The organism is Thorsellia kenyensis (assembly GCF_042432445.1).
In the GTDB taxonomy this organism is placed as follows: domain Bacteria; phylum Pseudomonadota; class Gammaproteobacteria; order Enterobacterales; family Thorselliaceae; genus Thorsellia; species Thorsellia kenyensis.
Map to the genome: position 1 here is coordinate 183481 of NZ_JBHLXE010000100.1, position 19011 is coordinate 202491.

General features: G+C 35.1%; 18 protein-coding genes. 4 read left to right on the forward strand and 14 right to left on the reverse strand.

Annotated elements, in window-relative coordinates; translation table 11 throughout:
• Positions 1–54 precede the first annotated feature (54 nt).
• Both flgC and flgB read right to left on the reverse strand, forming a co-directional pair.
• The gene (flgC, locus tag ACFFIT_RS10160) at positions 55–459 is read right to left on the reverse strand and encodes a flagellar basal body rod protein FlgC (RefSeq protein WP_385877547.1); all 405 of its coding nucleotides are present in this window, start codon (positions 457–459) and stop codon (positions 55–57) included.
• 7 nt (positions 460–466) lie between these two features.
• Positions 467–886, reverse strand: a complete 420-nt coding sequence (gene flgB / locus ACFFIT_RS10165) for a flagellar basal body rod protein FlgB (RefSeq protein ID WP_385877548.1) — start codon at positions 884–886, stop codon at positions 467–469.
• 524 nt (positions 887–1410) lie between these two features.
• Between flgB and flgA the strand changes: the two genes are divergently transcribed.
• The 4 genes from flgA (at position 1411) to metK (ending at position 4461) form a co-directional block, all read left to right on the forward strand.
• Complete coding sequence (flgA, locus tag ACFFIT_RS10170) at positions 1411–2070, forward strand: flagellar basal body P-ring formation chaperone FlgA (protein ID WP_385877549.1); 660 nt, start codon at positions 1411–1413, stop codon at positions 2068–2070.
• A gap of 90 nt (positions 2071–2160) precedes the next feature.
• Positions 2161–2472, forward strand: a complete 312-nt coding sequence (flgM, locus tag ACFFIT_RS10175) for a flagellar biosynthesis anti-sigma factor FlgM (RefSeq protein ID WP_385877550.1) — start codon at positions 2161–2163, stop codon at positions 2470–2472.
• Positions 2473–2648: 176 nt separating this feature from the next.
• Positions 2649–3098, forward strand: a complete 450-nt coding sequence (locus ACFFIT_RS10180) for a flagellar protein FlgN (RefSeq protein WP_385877551.1) — start codon at positions 2649–2651, stop codon at positions 3096–3098.
• A gap of 217 nt (positions 3099–3315) precedes the next feature.
• On the forward strand, positions 3316–4461 hold the full coding sequence (metK, locus tag ACFFIT_RS10185; protein WP_385877552.1) for a methionine adenosyltransferase: 1146 nt from the start codon (positions 3316–3318) through the stop codon (positions 4459–4461).
• 45 nt (positions 4462–4506) lie between these two features.
• Here the strand turns inward: metK and cysB are convergent, their stop codons facing one another.
• The 12 genes from cysB to rho all read right to left on the reverse strand — a co-directional run bounded on the left by cysB (position 4507) and on the right by rho (position 18555).
• Positions 4507–5481, reverse strand: a complete 975-nt coding sequence (cysB, locus tag ACFFIT_RS10190) for an HTH-type transcriptional regulator CysB (protein ID WP_385877553.1) — start codon at positions 5479–5481, stop codon at positions 4507–4509.
• 22 nt (positions 5482–5503) lie between these two features.
• Complete coding sequence (gene ubiB / locus ACFFIT_RS10195) at positions 5504–7126, reverse strand: ubiquinone biosynthesis regulatory protein kinase UbiB (protein WP_385877554.1); 1623 nt, start codon at positions 7124–7126, stop codon at positions 5504–5506.
• Between the two features lie 82 nt (positions 7127–7208).
• Positions 7209–7883, reverse strand: coding sequence for a ubiquinone biosynthesis accessory factor UbiJ (locus tag ACFFIT_RS10200; protein WP_385877555.1), 675 nt, complete (start codon positions 7881–7883; stop codon positions 7209–7211).
• A gap of 93 nt (positions 7884–7976) precedes the next feature.
• Positions 7977–8756, reverse strand: a complete 780-nt coding sequence (gene ubiE / locus ACFFIT_RS10205; protein WP_385877556.1) for a bifunctional demethylmenaquinone methyltransferase/2-methoxy-6-polyprenyl-1,4-benzoquinol methylase UbiE — start codon at positions 8754–8756, stop codon at positions 7977–7979.
• Positions 8757–8813: 57 nt separating this feature from the next.
• The gene (locus ACFFIT_RS10210) at positions 8814–10202 is read right to left on the reverse strand and encodes an MATE family efflux transporter (protein WP_385877557.1); all 1389 of its coding nucleotides are present in this window, start codon (positions 10200–10202) and stop codon (positions 8814–8816) included.
• Positions 10203–10260: 58 nt separating this feature from the next.
• A complete protein-coding gene (gene rffA / locus ACFFIT_RS10215; RefSeq protein WP_385877558.1) occupies positions 10261–11400 on the reverse strand; it encodes a dTDP-4-amino-4,6-dideoxygalactose transaminase in 1140 nt (379 codons plus the stop codon).
• Positions 11401–11488: 88 nt separating this feature from the next.
• Positions 11489–12388: a GNAT family protein gene (locus ACFFIT_RS10220; protein WP_385877559.1), complete on the reverse strand. Its 900-nt coding sequence runs from the start codon at positions 12386–12388 to the stop codon at positions 11489–11491.
• A 15-nt stretch (positions 12389–12403) separates the two neighbouring features.
• On the reverse strand, positions 12404–13705 hold the full coding sequence (gene wecC / locus ACFFIT_RS10225; RefSeq protein WP_385877560.1) for a UDP-N-acetyl-D-mannosamine dehydrogenase: 1302 nt from the start codon (positions 13703–13705) through the stop codon (positions 12404–12406).
• A gap of 76 nt (positions 13706–13781) precedes the next feature.
• The gene (gene wecB, locus ACFFIT_RS10230; RefSeq protein ID WP_385877561.1) at positions 13782–14906 is read right to left on the reverse strand and encodes a non-hydrolyzing UDP-N-acetylglucosamine 2-epimerase; all 1125 of its coding nucleotides are present in this window, start codon (positions 14904–14906) and stop codon (positions 13782–13784) included.
• 58 nt (positions 14907–14964) lie between these two features.
• Positions 14965–16029, reverse strand: coding sequence for a Wzz/FepE/Etk N-terminal domain-containing protein (locus ACFFIT_RS10235; protein WP_385877562.1), 1065 nt, complete (start codon positions 16027–16029; stop codon positions 14965–14967).
• A gap of 58 nt (positions 16030–16087) precedes the next feature.
• Positions 16088–17218, reverse strand: a complete 1131-nt coding sequence (gene wecA / locus ACFFIT_RS10240) for a UDP-N-acetylglucosamine--undecaprenyl-phosphate N-acetylglucosaminephosphotransferase (protein WP_385877572.1) — start codon at positions 17216–17218, stop codon at positions 16088–16090.
• Positions 17219–17295: 77 nt separating this feature from the next.
• On the reverse strand, positions 17296–18555 hold the full coding sequence (rho, locus tag ACFFIT_RS10245; RefSeq protein ID WP_385877563.1) for a transcription termination factor Rho: 1260 nt from the start codon (positions 18553–18555) through the stop codon (positions 17296–17298).
• Positions 18556–19011: the final 456 nt, after the last annotated feature.

Here is a 19011-nt window from a genome sequence, read left to right on the forward strand (position 1 = left end):
TTCCTTATATATGTTTATTTAACCAACGTAAGTATAAAGTTAGTCAATATCGAGTTATTGTCCTAAAGATAAAGTTCTTAACATTAATGATTTTGTAGTGTTCAAAACTTCGATGTTCGCTTGATAACTGCGAGAAGCTGCAATCGTGTTGACCATCTCGGCTACCGGATCTACATTTGGTTTTTTTATGTATCCGTTAGCATCCGCAAAGGGGCTGCCTGGTTCATAAACGAGTTTAAAAGGAGAAGGATCTTCAATCACTTTTTGAGTTTTCACTCCACCTATAGGTGAATTTTCGAACTTGGCAACCTCGAAAACAATTTGCTTTGCTCTGTATGGCTCTCCATTTGGCCCTACAACGCTGTCGGCATTTGCCATATTGCTAGCTGCTACGTTTAATCTTTGAGACTGGGCCATCATCGCAGAACCTGAAATATCCATAATGCTTAATAGAGACATGATTCACCTATTGATTTTGAATGACTGACTGAAGACTTTTTATTCTGTTGCTTAGGAAGGTTAAACTGGCTTGATACTTAAAACTATTTTCAGCGAAATTAATTCTTTCTCTATCCATATCAACAGTATTTCCATCGGCAGAAGGCTGAATAGGTTGCCTGTAGAGTAAGTCTATACCTACATCGGAAGGAAACAGTGCCTTACCAGGAATATGGGCTGCTGATGTTTGGGATAATGAAAGTGAAGAAGATCGTATTGGCTTATTTACCATGGCCTTGTCAAGAGTAGCTTTAAAATCTATATCTCTGGCCCTATAGGCTGGAGTATCGGCATTTGCAATATTGGAAGCAATAATTTCTTGCCTGAGACCTCTTACATGAAGCGCTTGCTCATGGACATTTAATGAAGCATTTAATTTATTTAACATAGCAATAGTTTTTCCTTTAACTTTACTAATTTACTGTAATAATAAAACATTAGACTTTCGGTGTCTTCTATTCACCTATCAAGTAACCAGCCTGAAATCAAATAATATTACAAACCATTTCATTAATAACTAATCTTCATCATCTACTTTACAAGTATAAGGTCTAAATAGCAAATTAACAAAATATATTTTTACACTTCTTTATCTTTCTTTCTAATTTCCTGACTTACGTCGCATTTCTCACTCACTCGCAAATCGTAACCCATTAAAATAATTAAATTTTAATAATGCAAGTAAATTTTAATTTGTAAATGTCAATAAATGAGTAAAATGTAACAAAAAAATATATATGTAAAAATTGCATCAATTTAAAACTATGCATTAATTTTAGGTAATTGCTCTAATTGACAAAATATTGCACTCATACGCTATGTTTTAGCTGAAATTATTTCACTTTTATTGTAATATTAGCCCTGTAACCTTTTTTAATTTGGTAGGTTTAATTCCACCTAGGCTAAGTGATCATGAATTTGAGCTTTAAGGCATTATTTGCTGTTAGTATCGTTTTTTTTACTTTTCCCTTACAATCAGAGCCTTCAGATGACTTCATTTCAAGGGCTGAGTTTTATATACAGGAAATTAACCCTGAATTTTCTACAGAACTTGAAATACTTGCATTAGATAAAATTCCACTTGATTGCCCATTTCCTTTATTTGATCTTCCTAATAAAAGGAAAACGTGGGGGAAAACATCACTCAAAATATCTTGTGATAATAAAAAATTTCTTTTACCAATTAACATTATAGCCTTTGCAAATGTAGCTATTGCAGTTGAGGATATAAAGCGTGGCGATCTTCTGCATGCGAACAATACTGCAATCCTTAATAAAGAAATAACTGATCTCTCAGTCGCACCTATCACTGATGTCGATTTATTATATGATGCACAAGCACTAAGAATGATACCTAAAGATACTGTTATTACGTTTCCGATGTTAAAGCGTGCCTGGGCCATCAGAGCAGGTGACACAGTGACTGTAAAAATGTCAGGCAATGGCTTTAATGCCCATAATACAGGTAAGGCGATAAACAACGCATACAAGGGCGATAAAGTAAGAATTCGATTAGAAAACAAGACCATCATTGAAGGTATTGTAGAATCTCCAGGCCATGTCTCACTTTAAGCAAAAAAAATTAAAGTTTTAAAAACTTTTGCCGTTTAGATGTTTAAACCAAACCATTTCATTAATTATTAGTTTTAAAGGAGTCTTCTTATGGCCCTGCAACCGCTTGATAGCATAGCAACAAAAATTACTACAAACACATCTTCTACTTTATCCGTTAGAACAAATGCTCCATCAGATATAGATAAAGAATTAAAGAAAATAGCGACACCTTTAGCAAAAAAAGAAGGCGCTGCTGAAGTGACTATTTCTAATAGCGCCCTCAATATTAAATCTAGTGAAAACGATATTAATATTGAGAAAGTTGAACAAATTAAACTTGCCATAAAAAATGGCGAGTTGACTATGGATGCATCCAAAATTGCTGACAAATTGATTGCTGAGATCAGTTCTAACTTTTAGTTTTGTAGAGAAACTCTAACATCACAATAGTTTGAGTTTCTTGATCATTCTCAATTTTGCTGCTTTTTGTAAAATTTTTCTTTTCTGATGCCGTTTAATTAATTTGTGAATTTGCTAACATAAGTTAATATGCTACAACTAGATATTGCCTATTCACTTTTTATCGAGAATAAACTATGCCAGCACTGAAGCTACACAAAATTTTAGATGACATGTATTTTTACATCAAAAATTTGGAACCTGTCCTTGAAAAAGAGCAATATTTTTTAAGCCAAGGTAAATTGGACGGGTCATTGTTGCAAGGTGTAACTCAACAAAAAGAGATGTTGTTGGCATCTATTGCTAGCCTGAACAAGCGCAGAATAGAACTTTCTGAGTCTAATAATTTGGTAGAGCCTTATACTGATATGAATAATTACGCAATTTCAGTATTATGGGAAACTATCTTAAATTTATCGGACAAAATAGCTAAGCAAAATATGAATAATGGTTTTTTACTTCAACATCATATTAATTATGCAAGTGAAGCCATATCTATACTTGAAGCTGAATCTGGAACTCCTGTATACGGTCGGAATGGTCAATCTATAAAACAGTATCAAAATCAAAAAAAACTAGAGATATAGTCGCTATTGGTTACTGTTAACTCCTATTTTTATTCCCTCTCCTGTCTTTATAATTTTATTTTATAAGCTTGTTTGCCACTTAAATTGAATTATGATCATTTTATATTGTTAAAATTTGTTTTTTGATAAATAATTCTGGACGTCTAGATGTAAAAACGGCTATACTTCTTATCACATTTATTATTTTTTCCTTAATCAATTAACATGGAATTCGACTATGTCAAAACATTTATTTACCTCTGAATCTGTCTCTGAAGGACATCCTGACAAAATTGCAGATCAAATCTCTGATGCTGTCCTAGATGCCATATTAAGCCAGGATCCTAAAGCAAGAGTTGCATGTGAGACTTATGTGAAAACTGGTATGGTCCTTGTTGGTGGTGAAATAACTACTGATGCTTGGGTTGATATTGAAGATATTACTCGCAAAACAGTGGCTAATATTGGTTATAACAGCTCAGATATGGGTTTTGATGCTCATTCATGTTCTGTATTAAGCGCGATTGGTAAACAATCGCCTGATATAAATCAAGGTGTTGATAGAGAAAACCCAGAAGAACAAGGTGCTGGAGATCAAGGTCTTATGTTTGGCTATGCAACGAATGAAACCGATGTTCTAATGCCTGCTCCTATTACCTATGCTCATCGTTTAGTTGAGCAACAAGCTAAATTAAGAAAATCTGGAGAACTCAATTGGTTAAGACCTGATGCTAAAAGCCAGATTACTTTTCAGTACGTTGACAGTAAAATCGTTGGAATTGATGCGGTAGTCCTTTCGACACAGCATGATGAATCCATTACTCATAAAGATCTGCAAGAAGCCGTTATGGAAACAATCATCAAGCCAATTCTTCCAGCACATTGGATAACACCAGAAACGAAATATTTTATTAATCCAACAGGCCGTTTTGTGATTGGTGGTCCTGTAGGAGATTGTGGTTTAACAGGTCGTAAAATTATTGTAGATACTTATGGTGGAGCAGCTAGGCATGGTGGTGGTGCATTTTCAGGTAAAGATCCTTCAAAAGTAGATAGATCAGCTGCGTATGCAGCAAGATATGTCGCTAAAAATATCGTTGCCGCGGGACTAGCTGATCGCTGTGAGATTCAAATATCTTATGCTATTGGCGTGGCTGAGCCAACATCTATAATGGTAGAGACTTTTGGAACAAATAAAATATCTGAAGATTTGCTTATTCAGCTGGTAAGAGAACATTTTGATTTAAGACCTTATGGCTTAATAAAAATGCTAGATTTAATTAAACCTATCTATCTTGAAACAGCAAGCTATGGTCATTTTGGTCGTGAACAATTCCCTTGGGAAAAAACCGATAAAGCAGAATTACTCAAAAATGCCCTATAGCTAATAAGTTCAATCTAATAAAAAGCGCAATTTTGCGCTTTTTATTTATCTTTCAGGAAGAGATATATCTCTGAAGAGTTTGTCAATTTTATCGTTATCTTTGAGAATCAGCGCTTCCTCAACTTTTTGTTTTGTTAAGTGTGGTGAAAATCTCTCTATAAAATCATACATATAGCCTCGCATATGTATGTTTTTTCTAAATCCAATTTTTGTCATGCTCGGTTTAAAAATTTCTTTTGCATCTAGTGCTATTAGATGTTTGTCTTTTTGAGGATCAAGAGACATCGATGCAATAACGCCAACACCCAGACCTAATTCTACATAAGTTTTAATTACATCAGCATCTGTTGCTGTTAAGACTATATTTGGAACTTTCCCGGCACGTTCAAAAGCCATATCTAATTCACTTCGGCCCGTAAATCCAAATGTATAGGTGATGATAGGATATTGAGCTAGATCATGAATTGTAACTTTATCAAGTTTAGTTAAAGGGTGCCCTTCTGTAACAACGACACCACGATACCATAAATAACAAGGTAACATAATTAAGTCTTCATAATGATGAAGTGCTTCTGTTGCAATCGCAAAATCAGCATGTCCTTTTACTACGGCTTCGGCAATTTGATTAGGTGCACCTTGATGCATATGCAATGATACATCGGGATATTTCTTAACAAATGATTGTATAACATTAGGTAAAGCATAGCGAGCCTGCGTTTGGGTCGTAGCTATCCGCAAATCACCTTTATCAGGGGATTTTACTTCCCTTGAAATATTTTTTATCGCTTCAATAGCACTTAACGCTTCAGCGGCATGCTTAATGACCAGTTTTCCTTCTTGAGTTATTTCAGTTTTATTTTTGAATGTTCTCTCAAAAATAGCAAAACCGAGCTCCTCTTCTAATAGCTTAATTTGCTTACTGACACCTGGTTGAGAGGTAAATAAAGTTTCTGCGGTCGATGTGACTGACAGATTATTATTAACCATTTCTACAATATACCTTAGCTGTTGAATATTCATTTAGGATCCCCAAAATACCACTTTAACGACGCCAAGCATTAAACCAGGTCAAAAGAGAGAATAGTCCTGTAATTAATGCATATAGTTCTCTATGGGTAATTAAAAAAGCGACCGTTGCCAACGAAAAAACTGAGGCTAAAACTAGCCAAAATTGTTGGTTAGATTTTTTTTCTTTTTGTTTAGCAATTTGGTCGCTTATTGTTAATAACGAGGACTTTATATGTTGTTGTTGCTTTAAGCTATAATAAATTAATTCAGGAAGTTCAGGTAAAGTTTCTATCCAAAAAGGCCCTTTCTCCTTCACTGATTTAATCAATCCTTTAATTCCTACTTGTTCTTTCATCCAATCTTCTAAAAATGGTTTCGCTGTTTTCCATAGATCTAATTCAGGATATAGCTGTCTTCCTAATCCTTCAATATAGAGCAATGTTTTTTGCAGAAGTACTAATTGGGGTTGAACTTGCATCTCAAAACGTCTTGCTGTATTAAATAAATTCAATAACACATGCCCAAAAGAAATTTCAGATAAGGGTTTTTCAAAGATAGGCTCACAAACCGTACGGATACTGAATTCAAATTCATCGATATCAATATAATTAGGTACCCAACCAGAATCCACATGAAGTTCTGCAACCTTACGATAATCTCTATTAAAAAACGCGATGAAATTTTCCGCCAAATATCTTTTATCATTTTTATTCAAGGAACCGACAATACCAAAATCTATCGCAATATAACTGGGTGAATTGGGCTGACTAATATCAACAAAAATATTGCCAGGATGCATATCTGCGTGAAAAAAACTGTCTCTAAATACCTGGGTAAAGAAAACCTGCACTCCTCTTTCAGCCAAAAGTTTCATATTGACGTTGTTGGCAATTAACTCCTCTGTCAGTGCAACAGGAACACCTGAAATTTTTTCTAAAACGAGTAAGTTTTCTCTGCAGTAGTCAGTATAAATTTCAGGCACATAAAGCATGTCACTCGGGGTAAAATTACGTTTGATTTGTATTGCATTAGCAGCTTCACGCATTAGATTTAGCTCATTAATTAAATCTTCCTCATACTCTTTAACTACCTCGACGGGTTTCAAACGAGCCGCTTCTTTTATAAACCGTCTTGCTATTTTAGCTAATCGATACATAAGGCGAAGATCTGCCTCAATGATGGGCTTGATATCAGGTCTTATCACTTTGATAACAACTTCTTTACCATTTTCTTTTAGCGTTGCACAGTGTACTTGCGCAATGGAAGCTGAGGCTAAGGGAGTAATTTCAAAATCGTCAAAGTAGATTTCTATCTTCTCCCCAAGAGCTATTTCTATTTCATTTTTTGCTAGTTTGCCATCAAAAGGAGTAACTTGACTTTGCAGTAAAGCGAGTTGGTTAGCTACATGAGGAGGAAAAAGATCACGACGTGTTGAAAGCATCTGCCCAAATTTAATCCATACAGGCCCTAAGTCTTGCATGGCAAAGCGAATCCTTTCACCAAGGGCTTTATTCCTATGCTTATTTTTAATCCAAAAAAAACAATACCTAACTAGGCGTAATCTTTTTTTACCTTTTACATCAGGAATCAGTTCATCGAGCCCGTACGTTAAAAATACTTTAATTATCTGATATAGCCGCCAGAAATCTTTTAACACAGTAAAATCCTTTTGAAAAATAGTCATTTGGTTGTTAGTTTAGCCTAATTAGGCTTATAACATCAAAGTTGCAGCCCCAAATTTATAGGTGATCTCGATTTCTTTTATTAGTAAAACATGATTGAAACAGCTGTTTTTTTTCACTAAACAGTGTATTTAATTTTTTTGCAACAGATTCAATAACAGATGCGGCTAAATCGCCCGTGATAGGCGATAGAATCGCGCCAATACCAGGTTCAACCTTATCAATTAATTGATTAATATCCTGCAATACGGTGAAGTCGCCTTCAACATCAATTTGTTCTGTTTTTATAAGATCAGTCAATACGGTTTTATCTTTTAATCGCTTAAGTGTTTTAAGTGAGGTCATAAGCCGGCAATCAGGCTGATACTCAGCATCTATGAGTATATCGACTCCTGATGTTGTAAAGACTAAGGTTAGTGCATGACCAATTTCTTTAATATAGAGCTCTAATGATTTTCCCTGTAATTTTTCAGTTTCCTTACTTAAAGCTTGTTGCTTATATATATGCTTATTTATTATTGTTTCAACAATCATGACGCTAACTCTTAGCAAATTTTTTTTAGCTAGATCAGTCGGCATTTTTTCAGAAAATGGATTATTTTTATTCTTTAATATTCCACTCACAATACCTGGTATTTCTGGTGCTAATTTTGCTAAGGATTCTAAAGGAGGGAGTTTTTTTACAAATTCGGGCTTAGGAAATTCGTTAAATGCATCAAAAAATTTATTCATAGGACAGCTCTCAATAATGTCATAAGATTTAGCGCACTAATAGTCATTTTGATTTCAGTAGCTTGCAGTACGCCTAATAATGAATGTAAATATTTAAAATTTAAATCCACGATGCAGTGCTACAACCCCACCTGTCATATTAAAAAATTCTGTTTCAGTAAAACCTGCTGAAACCATCATCTCTTTTAATGTAGCTTGGTTTGGATGCATTCTTATTGATTCTGCTAAGTATCGATAACTTTCTTCATCTTGCGCTATCAGTTTCCCCATTTTAGGTAATATATGAAAAGAGTACAAATCATATAATTTACTTAGCGGATCAAAGACTGGTTTTGAAAATTCAAGTACCAACAATCTACCACCCGGTTTAAGCACACGATACATTGAACGAAGGGCGGCATCTTTGTCTGTGACATTTCTCAGTCCAAAAGCAATGGTAATACAATCAAAATGGTTATCAGGGAAAGGAAGAGCTTCTGCATTCGCTTGCACATAGCTCACATTTCCGACAATTCCCATGTTTCTCAGTTTATCTCGTCCCACCTTTAGCATAGAGGCGTTGATATCAGCCAGAATAACATGACCTGTTTCACCGACTAACCTTGAAAATTTTGCTGTTAAATCACCAGTACCACCAGCTAAATCCAGTATATTTTGTCCTTTTTGCACACCACTACATTCAATAGTGAATTTTTTCCACAATCGGTGTACACCAAATGACATGACATCATTCATTAAATCATATTTAGCTGCAACCGAATGGAATACTTCAGCAACTTTTTGGACTTTTTCAGATTTAGCAACAGTTTGAAAACCAAAATGGGTGGTTTCTTCATTTAAATTCTTATGGGTTGATTGATTTTCAGACGTCATAGCATTTTCTCATTTTATGTTAGATAATTTTCGTATTATTGGATAACTGTCGCTCTGTTAAATAGCTATTTTTTTACTTATCTTTATATACCAAATACTCAAGGCGAACAAGCATAAACTAAAATAAGTCATATAGGTCAACATATAAGCAATGGATGCCCCTTCAACGCCTAATTTATTTATAGCGACATAAGAAAGCGTGATTAGTAAAATAAACTGTGAAAGTTCTGCAAGCAAATAATAGCCTAGCTTTGCTTTAGATATTATCAAAAAACCAACAACATAACTGGCTACTTTAAAAACATCACCAATAAGTTGCCAAGTAAAAAGTGAGCGCATTGAATTGAAATCCTTGCTAAATAGCAGCCATATAACAAAATCTTTTAATAACCATACTATGCCACTTAAGCAGCTGACCAGCAATAAGATCAGCAGTAAATAATAAAATACTGTTTTGATTAATTTTTTATCATCATCAATTCTTGATAATGTAGGTAATAAATAGACTGTAAAAGCGGCAGTAATAAATTGTAAATAGGCGTCAGATATCATGCTCATAGCTTGCCAAATACCGACTTGAAATAGCGCAATGTTTTTAACAAGAGGAGTTTGGAATGCCTGTAATACTTCATATAACTCTGTGGGTTTTGCTGTCAACTGGTGCAGAATTTTTAAAAAAATAGATTGGCTTGTATACCCATAGTATGCAGCGATATGCCCTCGTAACAAATAATAGGCCAAAGGCATTGTAACTGCAGTGATTAATGTCATCACTGTAAATTTTGACAAATTTTTAGCAATCAAGCTGTCCCATGCAGGGATAAAAATTGCTATAGACAGTCCATGGTGTTTTTTTATAAAAAAGAGTGAGGGAAGTAGTGCAGTGGCAGGAAGCAATGCAAGTCCAATCAATGCACCATTAAAATCAGCATAGATTTGCAATACTAAGAATCCTATTAACGCTAATATAGCACCTATGATAATGGATAATCCATTGCTTAATGCATCTCGATATCCTTTTAGAATAGCTAAAATCAAATTATTGTAGGCAATAGAAAATTGCAATACGGCCAGTATTCTGATGATGTTCGCATAGCCTTTATCAAAAAAGAGAAATAAGCTGATTTGAGGGGCATAACATAAAAATACCAGTGCTAAAGTGCATGAGAAAAAAAGTACAAATGAAGAGGCTGTGCCAATGAGTCTTTTTCTTGCGAAGATATCATTTACCTTATCGTATTCAGCGATGTATTTAGTTACACCATTAAATATACCTGCTCCTGCTAGGACACCCAGTACAGTGAGTAACTGTCTATAATTACCCGTAAGTCCTATTCCTTCAGGGCCAAATTCAATTGCCATTAATTTAGCAACCACTAGCCCTATAAGAATTTTTATAAGAATGGATGCGCCAGTGATCACTGACGCTTTAGCGAAAGATGCCATAGATACCTTTGGGCTTCTGACAAGATGAATTCATTAATCCAGATTTCAAAACAACAGTTTACATTCTATTGGCAAAGAAATTTTGAATTGTGGTCAGTACTGTCCTTAAATCAATATCAGAGAGATTATAAAACAGTGGTAACCTGACTAATCGATTACTTTCCTTTGTTGTAAATTCATCTTCACCATGAAAGCGACCGTATTCTAATCCTGCGGGACAACTGTGTAATGGAATATAATGGAACACGGCCAAAATTTCTGCTTCTTTGAGATAATTAATAAATTGTGTTCTTTCTTCAATATCGTTCAATTTGATATAAAACATATGTGCGTTGTGTTCTAAATTATCTGGTATTGTAGGAAGACAAATCAATCCTTTTTCTGCTAAGGGTTTTAATTCATCATAATAGTTTTGCCATAAGTAAAGTCTACGTTCATTAATGGTATGCGCTGCTTCTAGTTGCGCCCATAGGTAAGCGGCTTGGAGATCTGACATCAAATAACTCGAACCTATGTCTCTCCATGTATATTTATCTACAATTCCTCTAAAAAATTGGCTTCTATTTGTACCCTTTTCTCTAATGATTTCAGCACGTTCGATAAGTGACTCTTCATTTATCAAAGTAGCTCCACCCTCACCACCTGCCGTGTAATTTTTTGTTTCATGGAAACTAAAGCAGCCTATATGCCCTATTGTTCCTAGCGCTTTACCTTTATAGGTTGACATGACGCCTTGGGCAGCATCTTCAATAACATATAATTGATGTTTTTTAGCGACTTGCATAATAGTATCCATTTCGCAAGCAACCCCAGCGTAATGGACTGGAACTATGGCTTTAGTTTTTTCTGTAATTGCCGCTTCAATTTTTTGTTCATCTATATTCATTGTATCAGCGCGGCAATCTACAAATACAATTTTTGCCCCTCTAAGGACAAAAGCATTTGCAGTAGATACGAAGGTAAAACTTGGCATAATAACCTCATCTCCCTCTTTAATATCAATCAAAATGGCAGCCATTTCTAATGAAGCTGTGCATGAGGGAGTAAGAAGTACTTTTTTGGTACCAAAATTTTGTTCAAGCCATTGTTGACAACGTCTTGTAAAACCACCGTCTCCACAAAGCTTACCACTATCCATAGCGGCTTTCATATAATCAAGTTCAGTTCCGACAACGGGTGGAGCGTTAAATGGGATCATAAATACCTCTTATTTTCTATACCTGTGTGAATGTTAATCTGTTATAAAGATTTTTGATTAAGTGATTGATTACGCAGCCTAACGACATTCAGTCACTTAATGACTGATTCCCTTTATACATCCAATAACTTGTACTATCAATCGTTGCCCCTGATTTAGCATATAGCCTCATCGCTGGAATGTTACTGCTTTGAGTAGCGACAAAAAGTTTTTTAGCTTTTTTATAGCAAGCCCAGTGCTTAGCTATTTCAATTAGGTTCTTCCCAACAGGTTCTTTTTTGATGAGTTGCTTACTCAAAGAACCCAATAATCCAATACGGACATCACCATTATCCATTAACCGTAGGGTGACGAAACCTAAAATTGTATTGCTTAATGAGTGAATATTGTCTCTAAACAGTTTTTGATTTTGATTCTTGTTTTTAATCACATAGCAAATATCATCAAATTGACCTAAAACTGCTTTTTCAATCCACTTTGCATAAAAATTACCACTGTCATCTACTTTGAACCAAGGCTGACGAAAACGACTTTGGTTAAATAAAGTTTTACATATCGAGATAAGTTCATCTATCACTTTTTCATTTGCAGGGATAATTTCCACATCAATAGAGAACTCTTGAGCTATATTATTAAACATCTCTAATAAGTGTGATTCATCCTGATGTTTATTGCTTACTTTACTGGATAATGTCTCAACAGGATAAACAAAATCGACTTCACCTTCAGCTAATTTAAAATTCAGTTGCGTCAAAAAATCTATACTGTGCATATCACTCATTGCTATTTTAGATTGAATGAGTTCATAGTCTTCCCAAGGTAAACTATTGACGACAGCAAAATGTTGAGATGTGTCTTCATTACCTTGCCCTGTCATCATCATAGAGGAAAAAACAGGGTTAAGAGAAAATTTTCCAGTTTTAAAGCCAAAAAAACCACTCTCCCAATTGAGTGGTTCTAACGAGAAAAGTGTTTGATTATCTATCATTTGATTAATTACTTATCATATATTCTTGGTATGACTGAGCGAGCGCCAAACCCCTTTTGTGTCTATGACCCATTGCTGAGTAATTTGACTGGCAGGGATCGTCTTAAATTCTTTATGATCGACTAATAAAACAATAACATCAGCCCATTCTAATGCAGATTCTGTTTGTTTTAAAATAGCTTGTTGCGAAAAAGCAGGGGGTAGCTCATGAATATTAGGTTCAACAACTACGGTATCCCCTTTATGCCATTCAGTGATTGCTTTGGCAATATGAAGAGCAGGACTTTCTCTTAAATCATCAATATCAGGTTTAAAGGCGAGTCCAAAACAGGCTATTTTCACTTTCGAAATGGGTAATTTCAATTCTTGAGCACAATCAGCAACACTTATTTTTACTTTATCTAATACCCATTGCGGTTTACTGTCATTTACTTCCCTTGCAGTTCTTATTATTTTTGCATTTTTTTTGTTTTGTGACACAATAAACCAAGGATCAACAGCAATGCAATGGCCCCCGACACCAGGCCCTGGTTGTAGGATGTTGACTCTTGGATGGCGGTTAGCCAATGCAATGAGTTCCCAAACATCGATTCTTTGCTCATCACAAATTAATGAAAGCTCATTTGCAAAAGCAATATTGACATCTCTATAGCTATTTTCGGTGAGTTTACACATCTCTGCAGTACGAGCATTCGTTAGGACACATTCTCCTTTGAGAAATAGTCCATAAAGTGCCTGTGCTCTTAGGGAGCATTTCTGGGTCATGCCACCGACCACTCTATCATTTTCAAAAAGTTCAACCATCACTCTACCAGGTAAAACGCGTTCAGGGCAATACGCTATATTAATATCGGCATTTTCTCCTGCTTGCTGAGGAAAAGTTAAATCAGGTCTAAGTTGAGCCAGCCACTCGGCCATCTGCTCTGTGGCTCCTACCGGAGAGGTTGATTCTAATACAACTAAATTACCTTTAATTAAGCATGGAGCCAGCGCTTTTGTTGCCGCTTCTATATAAGCTAAATCAGGTTCATAATCACCTTTAAATGGCGTAGGGACTGCTATTAGATAAGCGTCTGCAGGTTCAACTTTCTCTGTTGCCCTTAAGTAACCATTTATCACAGATTCTTTGACTACTTCTTCTAGACCTGGTTCAACAATATGAATTTGTCCCTGATTAATCGTATTAACAGCATGAGAATTGACATCTACACCAATAACATTTGTTTTAGATGAAGCGAATGCTGCTGCTGTTGGCAATCCTATGTAGCCAAGCCCAATAACACTAACCGTTTTAAATTCACTTATTTTGTTGCTCATGCGTTGCCTTCTTTAAATGAAAAATAATTATCAATCGTTCAATTAGTGGTACCTGCTTAACATAGCTAAGCGCATATCACTTATTCAATTTTTTTAATGACTCTAATATTCTATTACAAGCCTCTCCATCCCCATAAGGATTATGAGCTTTGCTCATCTCGTTATAGGATGCAGAATTATTTAATAATTCTGAAACATTCTCAACTATTTTTTCAATACCTGTACCGACTAATTTTACTGTACCTGCATCAACGGCTTCTGGTCTTTCGGTTGTTTCTCGCATAACTAACACTGGTTTACCCAGTGAAGGCGCTTCTTCTTGAATGCCACCTGAATCGGTTAAAATAATATCTGAATGCATCATCAAATAAACGAATGGCAGATAATCCTGAGGTTCAATTAAAAATATATTATTAATATCTTTTAAAATACGGTTTACCGGTTCATTGACATTAGGGTTTAGATGGACAGGATAAACAATTTGGACATTAGGATACCGGAGGGCGATAAGCGCTAGTGCTTTACAAATCCTCTCAAACCCATCACCAAAGCTCTCTCTTCTATGCCCTGTCACTAAAATGATTTTTTTATCTGTATCTAAAAAAGGGTATTTTGCTTCTAAGGAGGATTTTAATTTTTCTTCTTTAGATATTTTATCTCTCACCCAAAAAAGCGCATCAATTACCGTATTACCTGTAATAACTATTGAATCATTAGCAATATTTTCTTTTAATAAATTATTTTTTGAGGTCTGAGTTGGTGCAAAATGTATCTGAGCAAGATGCCCTGTGACTTTTCTATTTCCTTCTTCAGGCCAAGGTGAAAAAAGATTACCCGTTCTTAAACCTGCTTCGATATGACCAACGGGTATTTGGTGATAAAACGCTGCTAGACTGGCTGCTAATGTTGTCGTTGTATCACCATGAACTAAGACAATATCAGGCTTAAATTCCTGGAAGGTTTTTGCTAACCCTTGTAAAATTTGCTGAGTGATATCAATCAGTGTTTGTCCCGGTTTCATTATATTTAAATCAAAATCTGGTTTGATTTCAAATAATTTTAACACTTGATCAAGCATTTCTCTATGTTGTGCCGTTACACAAATTTTGGCATCAAAATAATCATCATTTGCCAGAGCATGTACAAGTGGTGCCATTTTTATGGCTTCAGGTCTTGTGCCAAATACGGTTAAAACTTTCACTGAATTATCTCTTTGTTAATTTATACTAACGTTAAGCTTCCACTTTTACGAAAAAGTACTAAGCCGTTTTTTGTTTTACAACTTTAGGTCCTTGAATGAGTGCCACGCAGACACCAATAAAGCCACCTATAAGTGCAGCTAAAAATGCCCAGAATACTTTTCTTGGACTGTCTGCCTTAATAGGCTCCTGTGGAGTTCTTAAAAACTCGAATGCTTTATCAAAACCATTGATTTCTTGTACTTTTTCAAGTTCATTGATCATAATTTCTAACTCTTGGACTCTGATATCTGGCTCATCTGCACTGATTTCTATGTAGCTTAATTCTTCTTCAACAAACTGCAGTAACTGTGCCACATCATTAATGTCTTCTGGAGTAGAATCTGCGAGTTCTTGTATTCTCGCTAATTGTGCTTTTAATGCTTCTTTTTTTTCTAAAAGCTGATTTGTATTTTTTTGTCTTTCCTGTTCGATAGCTTGTACTAATTTTTCTTTATCATTTTTAAACTTAGACAAATTATTTAACTTTATTTTATTTAGTTCATCAATGATTCTGTTGATAATAAATTTATTTGCTTCATCAATGTATTCTCTTAACAGCTTATTAGATGCTTCGGCAGTTTCTGCTTTTAATATCAGGGTATCTAAATTACCTTTTCTGTCATCTTTAGCCGTAAATTGAATGTCGCCTATCAATTTTTCTAAAACAACTGATTTCTCATGATCTGTAATCAATGGAGCAATTTGGGCTGCATAATAGTCACTTTTCAACCAAAATTGTCTTTTAAAGTCATAGGAGGAGATAACTTGAGTGAATTCTGAGTAGACAATATCAGTTAATCCTTTTTCAGGTTCATTAAGTCCCTTAGTCATATCTAAGCTCTTGATAATGGTTTCAGATTGAGGAAAATTACCTAATTTTGCTAAGCTGGTTTTTTTAAAAATGGCTGTAGATGTCCAAACAGGTGTTACAAAATGACTGAACGTATAAGTAGAGACAGCAAATAGAGCCGTAAAGAATAGGATGATGAATTTTCTTTGCCATAAAGTTATAAACAATTTTTTTATATCAAGCTCATCATTTAAAATTTCGCGTTTTGTGTCAAAACTATTATTTGGATTCATATGGTGTCCTATTCATTCAATTGCATTCAATTAGATTTTATCCATCAGACTTTATCTATTAATGTGATTCAATTTTTTTGTTTTTATTGATGCGTCTCTTAAATCTTCTTATCATTCTAGCCACTTTCCAAGCTCTTTTGATGCAGTACCCATACAAGGAAAAGAAGAATAAAAATAGTATCAGCATTATCCACTCAGGCATCTTCATGTAAGAAATTAATAATTGACCAATAATTCCGATGACAGCTAGAAGAGCAGCACTTAGGGTAATTAAGACAAAAGCTTGCCTTGAACTAAAACCTGCTCTTAGCATTAAATGATGAATATGCTGCCTATCTGCGGAAAATGGGCTTAAGCCTTTTTTAATTCTTCTGTACATGATTGCAATCATATCCATAAGCGGAATAGCAATAAACCATAAGGCAGTGACAGGAGAGATAAATGTTTTTAATTGACAGCATTGAGCGGGCTCAATATTAGCAAAAGGTTGGCTTGCGACAAGTAGCATCCATATGGCAGTAAAGCCAATCAGCGTACTACCAGCATCCCCCATAAACACCTTAAATTTTCGGCCTAAAAGACCTAGATTTAAAAGAATATATGGAATAGTTGCAACAATCATAGCCAGCGCCCACAAAGTATAGTGAGGATTTCCTGGAGCTAAAGAAAAAACCAAGGCTAAGGCGGCGAATGTAACACAAGAGAGGCCGCCTAAAAGCCCATCTATTCCATCTACCATATTAAAGGCATTGATAGCGCCCCATACGGCGAACAAAGTAAGTAGATAGCCTATAAAGCCTAGCTTCACTTCAAATGAACCTAAAAGTGAGCCAAACGTCATTAAGGATAACCCGGCAAAATAAATCATACAGACAGCGACAAAGGCTTGTACTGTTGCTCTGAGTTTTACACTGATGTCAAATCTATCATCTATCGCACCAACTAAAACAAGTAGTCCAGCTAATAAAAGGTAGATTCTGATATCTGGTATTTGTCGAAAAAACTCACTGACAAAAAACAAATAAACCAGCGAGGCATAGATTGATATGCCTCCAACCAAAGGAATTACCCCTAAGTGCTTTTTCCTAAAATTAGGTTTATCCACAAGGCCTATTTTTTTTGCCACTTTACGGGCTAAAAAAAGGAACGCAAGGGAAAATAAAAAGAGTACTATAAGTTCAAAAAGAATCACATTAATCTCTCTTGATAATAAATTTGCAGGCCTTTAGCAGAAGTTTCAAGCTATTTAATTTTAATAATGCTTAACTAGGAACGTCTCATCATATTAAAGAAATCATCATTCGTTTTTGACATGCTGAGTTTGTTAATCAAAAACTCCATGGCTTCAATCTCACCCATTGGGTGTAGAATCTTACGTAAAATCCACATTTTTTGCAATTCATCTGATGAAGATAATAGTTCTTCTTTACGTGTACCAGAACGATTATAATCAATGGCAGGGAAAACACGTTTTTCCGCAATTTTCCTAGAAAGATGAAGCTCCATATTTCCGGTACCTTTAAACTCTTCATAGATGACTTCATCCATTTTTGAGCCTGTGTCCACAAGCGCAGTAGCAATAATTGTAAGGCTCCCGCCTTCTTCAACGTTTCTTGCAGCACCAAAAAAGCGTTTTGGTCGATGTAATGCATGCGCATCTACCCCGCCCGTTAAAACTTTTCCTGATGAAGGTGCTACAGTATTATATGCCCTAGCTAGACGAGTGATTGAATCTAGTAAAATGACCACATCTTTTTTATGTTCAACTAATCGTTTAGCTTTTTCAATGACCATTTCAGCAACTTGCACATGTCGATTAGCCGGTTCATCAAACGTTGAGGCAATAACTTCGCCCTTCACCATGCGTTGCATTTCAGTTACTTCTTCTGGTCTTTCGTCTATTAACAAAACGATTAGCACGCATTCTGGATGATTATTTGAAATACTTTGAGCAATATTTTGTAAAAGCATTGTTTTCCCAGCTTTTGGCGGGGCAACTATTAATCCCCTTTGACCTTTACCGATAGGTGAGGCTAAATCTAGTACCCTTGCTGTAATATCTTCTGTCGAACCATTGCCACGTTCCATTGCCATCCTTTGATTGGCATGAAGCGGGGTTAAGTTTTCAAATAATATTTTATTTCTAGAGTTTTCCGGTTTGTCAAAGTTAACTTCATTGACTTTAAGTAGGGCAAAATATCTTTCACCTTCTTTTGGTGGTCTAATTTTACCAGATATAGTATCGCCTGTTTGTAAATTAAAACGTCTTATTTGACTTGGAGATACATAAATATCATCAGGGCCTGCTAAATACGAACTGTCATTAGATCGTAAAAAACCAAAACCGTCACCTAGTATTTCTAGCACACCATTACCTAAAATATCTTCACCACTTTTAGCGTGTTGCTTTAAAATTGCAAAGATAATGTCTTGCTTACGAAGGCGGGCTAAATTTTCAAGGCCCATTGACTCACCGAGCTTGACAAGCTCTGCGACTGGAGTTTGATTTAATTCTGTTAAATTCATAAATTGATTTCTGTTTTTTAAGTTAATTGAATGTAAGCGAATATTCGCTTATAAATTGTGGGTTAATTTGAATTAGGGGCAAATCTTTAATTGTCTCACTTATAAAATTCATCGATTTCCATGGGATTTAACTGTTGAGTTAAAAATAGTACATACTCACAGGGTTAAAATGTTAATTGGAGCATTAGCGTCAATTTACATAAATATGAAGGGGTATATGAAAATAATCCGATGAGTAGCATTCAGGAGACCTAACGCTGAGATTGTAATCTAAAGAAATTCAAAAAACAACATTTATCGAATTAAAACACGTTTTATTGATTTAGATTAATTTTAAATGATAGCCCCTTCAGAATCACTTAGTAGTATTTTTACTATTATTTTGGATAATATACCCGTGATCGATGAAGATGCTTGACATTGAAAGATCAAGAGATCAGAATACTTAATATGAAT